General features: G+C 70.2%; 6 protein-coding genes. 5 read left to right on the top strand and 1 reads right to left on the bottom strand.

Going from position 1 to position 5,907, the window contains the following annotated elements; all coding sequences use genetic code 11:
* Nucleotides 1-86: 86 nt before the first annotated feature.
* On the bottom strand, nucleotides 87-680 hold the full coding sequence (locus ACFU5G_RS28570) for a TetR/AcrR family transcriptional regulator (protein ID WP_377252283.1): 594 nt from the start codon (nucleotides 678-680) through the stop codon (nucleotides 87-89).
* Nucleotides 681-780: 100 nt separating this feature from the next.
* Between ACFU5G_RS28570 and ACFU5G_RS28565 the strand changes: the two genes are divergently transcribed.
* From ACFU5G_RS28565 to ACFU5G_RS28545, 5 genes are read left to right on the top strand one after another with little or no spacing between them, the layout of a single operon-like run.
* Nucleotides 781-1,818: a LacI family DNA-binding transcriptional regulator gene (locus ACFU5G_RS28565; RefSeq protein ID WP_377252280.1), complete on the top strand. Its 1,038-nt coding sequence runs from the start codon at nucleotides 781-783 to the stop codon at nucleotides 1,816-1,818.
* On the top strand, nucleotides 1,815-3,101 hold the full coding sequence (locus tag ACFU5G_RS28560; RefSeq protein WP_377252277.1) for an extracellular solute-binding protein: 1,287 nt from the start codon (nucleotides 1,815-1,817) through the stop codon (nucleotides 3,099-3,101). Before ACFU5G_RS28565 ends, ACFU5G_RS28560 begins: the two co-directional genes overlap by 4 nt.
* A gap of 5 nt (nucleotides 3,102-3,106) precedes the next feature.
* Nucleotides 3,107-4,015 (top strand): carbohydrate ABC transporter permease, encoded by a 909-nt coding sequence (locus ACFU5G_RS28555; RefSeq protein ID WP_377252275.1) that lies wholly within the window; start codon nucleotides 3,107-3,109, stop codon nucleotides 4,013-4,015.
* A 1-nt stretch (nucleotide 4,016) separates the two neighbouring features.
* Entirely contained in the window at nucleotides 4,017-4,850 is an 834-nt protein-coding gene (locus ACFU5G_RS28550) for a carbohydrate ABC transporter permease (RefSeq protein ID WP_377252272.1), read from the top strand.
* Between the two features lie 24 nt (nucleotides 4,851-4,874).
* On the top strand, nucleotides 4,875-5,846 hold the full coding sequence (locus ACFU5G_RS28545) for a glycoside hydrolase family 130 protein (RefSeq protein WP_377252270.1): 972 nt from the start codon (nucleotides 4,875-4,877) through the stop codon (nucleotides 5,844-5,846).
* The last annotated feature ends 61 nt before the right edge of the window (nucleotides 5,847-5,907 follow it).

Genomic DNA, 5,907 nt, shown 5'->3' with positions numbered 1-5,907 from the left:
AGCTTGTCGAGACCTCACCAGGTCTCGACAAGCTCGACCGACGGGAGGCCCGCGGGAAGTGATGCCGGCCCGATACGGCCCACCGCTCACGAACCGCCGGCCGGGCCCTCGTCGACCAGCGCCGCCAGCGCCGGCCGGAGCACCGCGACCAGGCGCTCCTCGCGTACGTCGCGCAGCCCCTCCGTGCCGATCACGGTCCGCATCAGCCACGTGCCCGCGAGCATCGCGAGGACCAGCTCCGCGCGGGCGTCGCGGTCGGCGCCGTCGAGCTGGTCGGTCAGCCGCGCACCCACGTGGGTCTCGATGCCGCGCCGGATGATCGGCCCCGCCACCGGGTCGGACGCCGAGCGCAGCATCAGCAGGAACGGGTCCAGCACGTCGGAGCCCCCGGCGGTCCGCGCCGCCAGGCGCTCGGCGATGGACCGGGCGAGGTCGGCGTCGTCCTCGCCGACGACCGTCGGGGGCGCGAACGACCGCTCGACCGCGGCCTCGAACAGGCCCTCCTTGGAGCCGAAGTACCGGTTGATCATCATGGCCGTCACCCCGGCCCGCGCGGCGATCTGCCGCACGCCCGCCGTGGCGTAGCCGTGCTCGGTGAACTCGGCGACCGCGGCGACGAGGATCGACTCCCGGGTCTGGATCGCGTCACGGCGCCTGCCGGGCGTCTCGGTTCCTGTCACGCGGCCAGCCTACGTGGGCTTTTTCGACCCGATCATCAAACCGGTTGACCGTATCGTCAAACCGGTTTTACGTTGTCGGCCCCGACCACGGAGGAGTGCGATGGACAGGCCGACGATCGACGACGTCGCCCGCGCTGCGGGCGTCACCAAGGCGACCGTGTCCCACGCGTACAGCGGCAAGCGCCCGATCTCCGCGACCACCAAGGCCCGGGTGTTCGCCGCCGCGCAGCGGCTGGACTGGGTCCCGAGCTCACGGGCGCGCGCGCTGGCCGCGCGGCGTACCGACGCGGTGGGTGTCGTGCTGTCCCGCGACCCCACGATCCTGGCGTCCGACGCCTTCTTCCCGGCCTTCATCTCGGGGGTCGAGGCGGTGCTCGCCGAGCACGAGATCGCCCTGGTGCTGCAGGTCGCGAGCACCCGCACCGCGGAGGAGCGCGCGTACCGGGCGATGGCGAGCGGGCGCGCGGACGGCGTGATCGTCCTCGACCTGCACCGCGTCGACTGGCGGGTGGCGTACCTCCAGCAGATCCGGCTGCCTGCCGTCCTGCTCGGGGCGTACGACGCCGAGAGCCCGTTCTCCACGATCCGCACGGACGACGCCGCGCCCGTCCGGGAACTGGTCGCCCGCCTGCGCGAGCATGGGCACACCCGGATCGCCCACGTGTCGGGCCCGCTCGACTACGTGCACTCGCACGCCCGCGCGGGGGCGTACGTCCGCAGCGTCGGCAGCAAGGAGCTGCTGCGCGAGGGCGACTTCACCGCCGGGAGCGGCCGTGCCCTCACGGCCGAGCTGCTCGACCTGCCCGACCGGCCCACCGCGATCCTCTACGCGAACGACACGATGGCCATCGCCGGCTATTCCTACGCCCGGAGCCGGGGGCTCGTGGTCCCCGACGACCTCGCGGTTGCCGGCTTCGACGACGACCACCTCTCGGCTCACCTGAGCCCGGCCCTGACCAGCGTCTCGACCGACCCGTTCCGGAGAGGCCGGGTGGCCGCCGAGCGGCTGCTGGCCGACCTCGCCGGCGAGCCGCCCGAGTCCGTCACGGTCGACTGCAACGAGCTTCGCCTGCGCGCCAGCACCGCCGGTCCCGCACCCGAGGCACCCCACACCGAACTCGAGGAGGAGTTCTCATGAAGCATCCCCGTCTTGCCGGCACCGCCGCACTGCTCACCGCGGTGGCCCTGACCGCAGCCTGCTCGTCGGGCGGCGACGGAGGAGGTGGCGGCGGCGAGAGCCCGTCCGGCACCGGCCCCATCACCGTCTGGCTGTCCAACAACGAGCAGGAGGTCGGCTGGGGGCAGGACGTCGTCGACGCCTGGAACGCCGAGCACCCCGACGAGGAGGTGACCGCGCAGGAGATCCCGGCCGGGTCGTCGTCCGAGGAGGCCATCACCGCCGCGATCACCGCGGGCACCGCGCCGTGCCTGGTCTACAACATCTCCAGCGCCGCGGTGCCCGGCTGGGTCCGCCAGGGCGGGCTCGTGAACCTGTCCCAGTTCGAGGACGGCACGAGCTACATCGAGGACCGCGTGGGCGAGGGCGCGCAGACCTACCTCACCGACGACGGCTACTACCAGCTTCCCTGGAAGTCGAACCCGGTCATGGTCATGTACAACAAGAAGGTCTTCGAGAAGGCCGGGATCGACCCGGAGAACCCGGACATGGCCACCTACGACGACTTCCTCGCGGGCAGCCGCAAGATCGTGGAGTCGGGCGCCGCGGACAGCGCGATCTGGCCCTCGCCGACCAACGAGTTCTTCCAGCCGTGGTTCGACTTCTACCCGCTGTACCTGGCCGAGTCGGGCGGCACGTCCCTGGTCGAGGACCAGCAGGCGACGTTCGACGACGAGAACGGCAAGGCCGTCGCCGACTTCTGGGCGACGATCTACGCCGAGGGCCTCGCGCCGCAGGAGGCGTCGACGGACGACGCGATGTCGGCCGGCACCACCGCCATGCAGATGGCGGGTCCGTGGGCCATCGCGTCGTACGCCGAGAGCGTCGACGTCGGCTTCATGCCGGTGCCGACGTCGACCGGCGAGGCCGAGCCGGTGACGTTCGCCGACTCGAAGAACGTCTCGATGTTCACCGCGTGCGAGAACCAGGCCACCGCCTGGGAGTTCCTCAAGTTCTCGACCAGCGAGGAGAGCGACGGCAAGCTGCTGGAGGCGACCGGGCAGATGCCGCTGCGCACCGACCTGGCCACGACCTACGCGGACTACTTCGCCGAGAACCCGTCCTACGAGGTGTTCGCCGACCAGGCCGAGCGCACGGGCGACGTGCCGAGCATCCCGAACTCGGTCGAGGTGTGGCAGGCCTTCCGCGACGCGTACTCGTCGGCCGTGATCTTCGGCAAGACCAGCGTCGACGAGTTCCTGGGCGGCGCCGCCGAGACGGTGACCGGGCTGGTCCAGGGCTGATCCGGGTGAGCACGGCATCAGGTGACCTGCGCACCACCCGGCGCAGGTGGTGGGGGCGGCAGCCGATCGGCTCGCTGTTCGCGCTGCCCTACCTCGCCTTCGTCGTCACGATCTTCGCCTACCCGCTCGGGTTCGCCGTCTACATCGCGTTCCACGACTACTTCTTCACCGCGCCCGGTGTCGACGTGCCCAAGCCGTTCGTCGGGTTCGACAACTTCGCCGCCGTGCTCACCGATCCCCAGGTGCTGGAGTCGTTCCGCAACATCGGGGTGTTCCTGGTCATCAACGTGCCGCTCACCGTGGTGCTGTCGCTCGTGCTGGCCACGGCCCTCGACGGCGGCATCCGGTGGGCGGCGGGGTACCGCATCGCGTTCTACGTGCCCTACCTGACGGCGAGCGTGTCGCTGGTGGGCGTGTGGATGCTGCTGTTCTCGTCGGGCGGGCTCGTCAACGAGGTCCTCGGGCCGCTCGCGCCGAACCCGTCCTGGCTGGTCAGCTCGTCGCTCGCGATGCCGACCATCGCGCTCTTCGTGACCTGGAAGCAGCTCGGCTTCTACATCCTGCTGTACCTCGCGGCGCTGCAGAGCGTGCCGCGCGAGCTGCACGAGTCGGCCGAGACGGACGGCGCGAACGCCTGGCAGCGGTTCCGCAACGTGACCGTGCCCGGCGTGCGGGGCACCACGGTGCTGGTGCTCGTGCTCGCGATCATCACGGGGGCCAACCTGTTCACCGAGCCCTACCTGCTGACCAACGGCGGCGGGCCGGACGGCGCGTCCGTGACACCGGTCCTGCTGATCTACCAGCGCGGCATCCAGCAGCAGAACCCGGACACCGCGGCGGCGATCGGCATGCTGCTGGTCATCGTCGTCGGCGTCCTCTCGCTCGCCGCCAACCGCATCAACAGGGAGCGCTGACATGCGACGACAACGCGGGACCTGGGTGCGCTACCTGCTGCTCACGCTGGCAGCGGCGGTGTTCGCCTTCCCCTTCTACTTCATGGTGGTCGGGGCGTTCCAGGAGAGCCCGACCAACACCCCGGACCGGCTCGTGCCGACGTCCGGCTGGACGCTCGGCAACTTCGGGGCGATCGACTCGCGGATCGACCTGCTGGGCTCGCTGGGCAACTCGCTGATCTTCACCGCCGGCGTGCTGCTGGGCACGGTGACGTTCGGCCTGCTGGCCGGCTACGCGATGGAGCGGCTCGACTTCCGCGGGCGGGGCGCCACCTGGGTGCTCATGCTGCTGGTCCAGATGGTGCCGTTCCAGCTGCTGATGATCCCGCTGTACGTGCAGATCACGCGGGGCTTCGGCCTCGGCGACACGTACCTCGGGATGATCCTGCCGTTCGCGATCAACACGACCGCCGTCTTCATCTTCACGCAGTTCTTCAGGGCGCTGCCGCAGGAGATGTTCGAGGCGGCGCGGATCGACGGCGCGAGCGAGCTGCGCATCGTGTTCTCGATCGCGGTGCCCCTGGTCAAGCCGGCCCTGACCACGGTCGTGCTGGTCACGTTCATCGGGCCGTGGAACGAGTTCCTCTGGCCGTTCCTCATCACCAAGGACGCCACGCTCCAGCCGCTCGCGGTGTCGCTGGCGAACTACATCTCCAACGTGGCCCAGTCCACCGCCAACCCGAACGGCGCGATCCTCGCGGGCGCCACCACGCTCGCGTTCCCCGTCGTCATCCTCTTCTGCCTGTTCCAGCGGTACTTCACCGCATCCAACATCGGCTCCGCCGTGAAGGGCTGACCCACACACATGGACGTCACCAGCATGTTCACCCACGCAACGTTCCCGCTCGGGCCGTTCGTCCCGTACGAGAACAACCCGATCCTGCGCCCCCGCGGGGGCAGCTGGGAGTCGGCCAACCTCTACAACCCGGCCGCCCTGGTGGTCGACGACGAGGTGGTGCTCCTGTACCGCGCCCACGCCGAGGACATCGTGTCCCACATCGGCCTGGCCCGAAGCCGCGACGGCTTTGAGTTCGAGCGCGAGGCCGAGCCGATCCTGTCGCCGTCGGAGGACTACGAGCGCTACGGGTGCGAGGACCCCCGCGTCGCGTACATCGACGGCACGTTCTACCTGACCTACACCGGCTGGGACCGGCACAGCGCCCAGCTCTGCCTCGCCACCTCGACCGACCTGCACGACTGGACCAAGCACGGGCCGATGTTCGAGTCGTTCGACACCTTCGCGACCGTGGACCCGCGCGGGTTCAACTGGTCCAAGGCGGGCGTCATCGTCCCGGTGCGGATGCAGGGCAAGTGGTGGATGTACTTCGGCGAGGGCGCCATCTACTGGGCCACCAGCGACGACCTGATCCACTGGACGCCGGGCACCCCGGACACCGAGCCCATGTACTCGCCGACGCCGGGGTCCTTCGACGCCGACCTCGTCGAGATCGGCACGTCGCCCGTGCTGACGGAGAACGGGCTGCTCGTCATGCTCACCAACGGCGCGACCCGCGTCATCAACCCGGACGGCAGCGTCGACGTCGACTACCGGTGCGGCCAGATCGCGATCGACCCCGACAACCCGACGCGGGTGCTCGCCCGGCTGCAGGAGCCGTGGCTGAAGCCGCAGACGTTCGAGGACCGCAACGGGCTCGTGTCCAACGTGACGTTCGTCGAGGGTCTGGTCTCCTTCCAGGGCCGGTGGTTCGCGTACTACGGGCAGTCGGACACGACGCTGGCCGTGGCGGTGGCCGACCCGAAGCAGACCTGGGGCGCGACGCTCGGGGCCTGAGCGGGGCGCCGCCCCCTTTTACCGACCATGCGGTTGCTGCCAGGACGGCGTTCGTCCTGGC

Origin of the sequence: Promicromonospora sp. NPDC057488 (genome assembly GCF_042802395.1) — a bacterium.
Lineage (GTDB): Bacteria > Actinomycetota > Actinomycetes > Actinomycetales > Cellulomonadaceae > Promicromonospora.
Note: the sequence above shows the minus strand (reverse complement) of the source record. Positions and strands in the feature narration are given on the sequence as shown.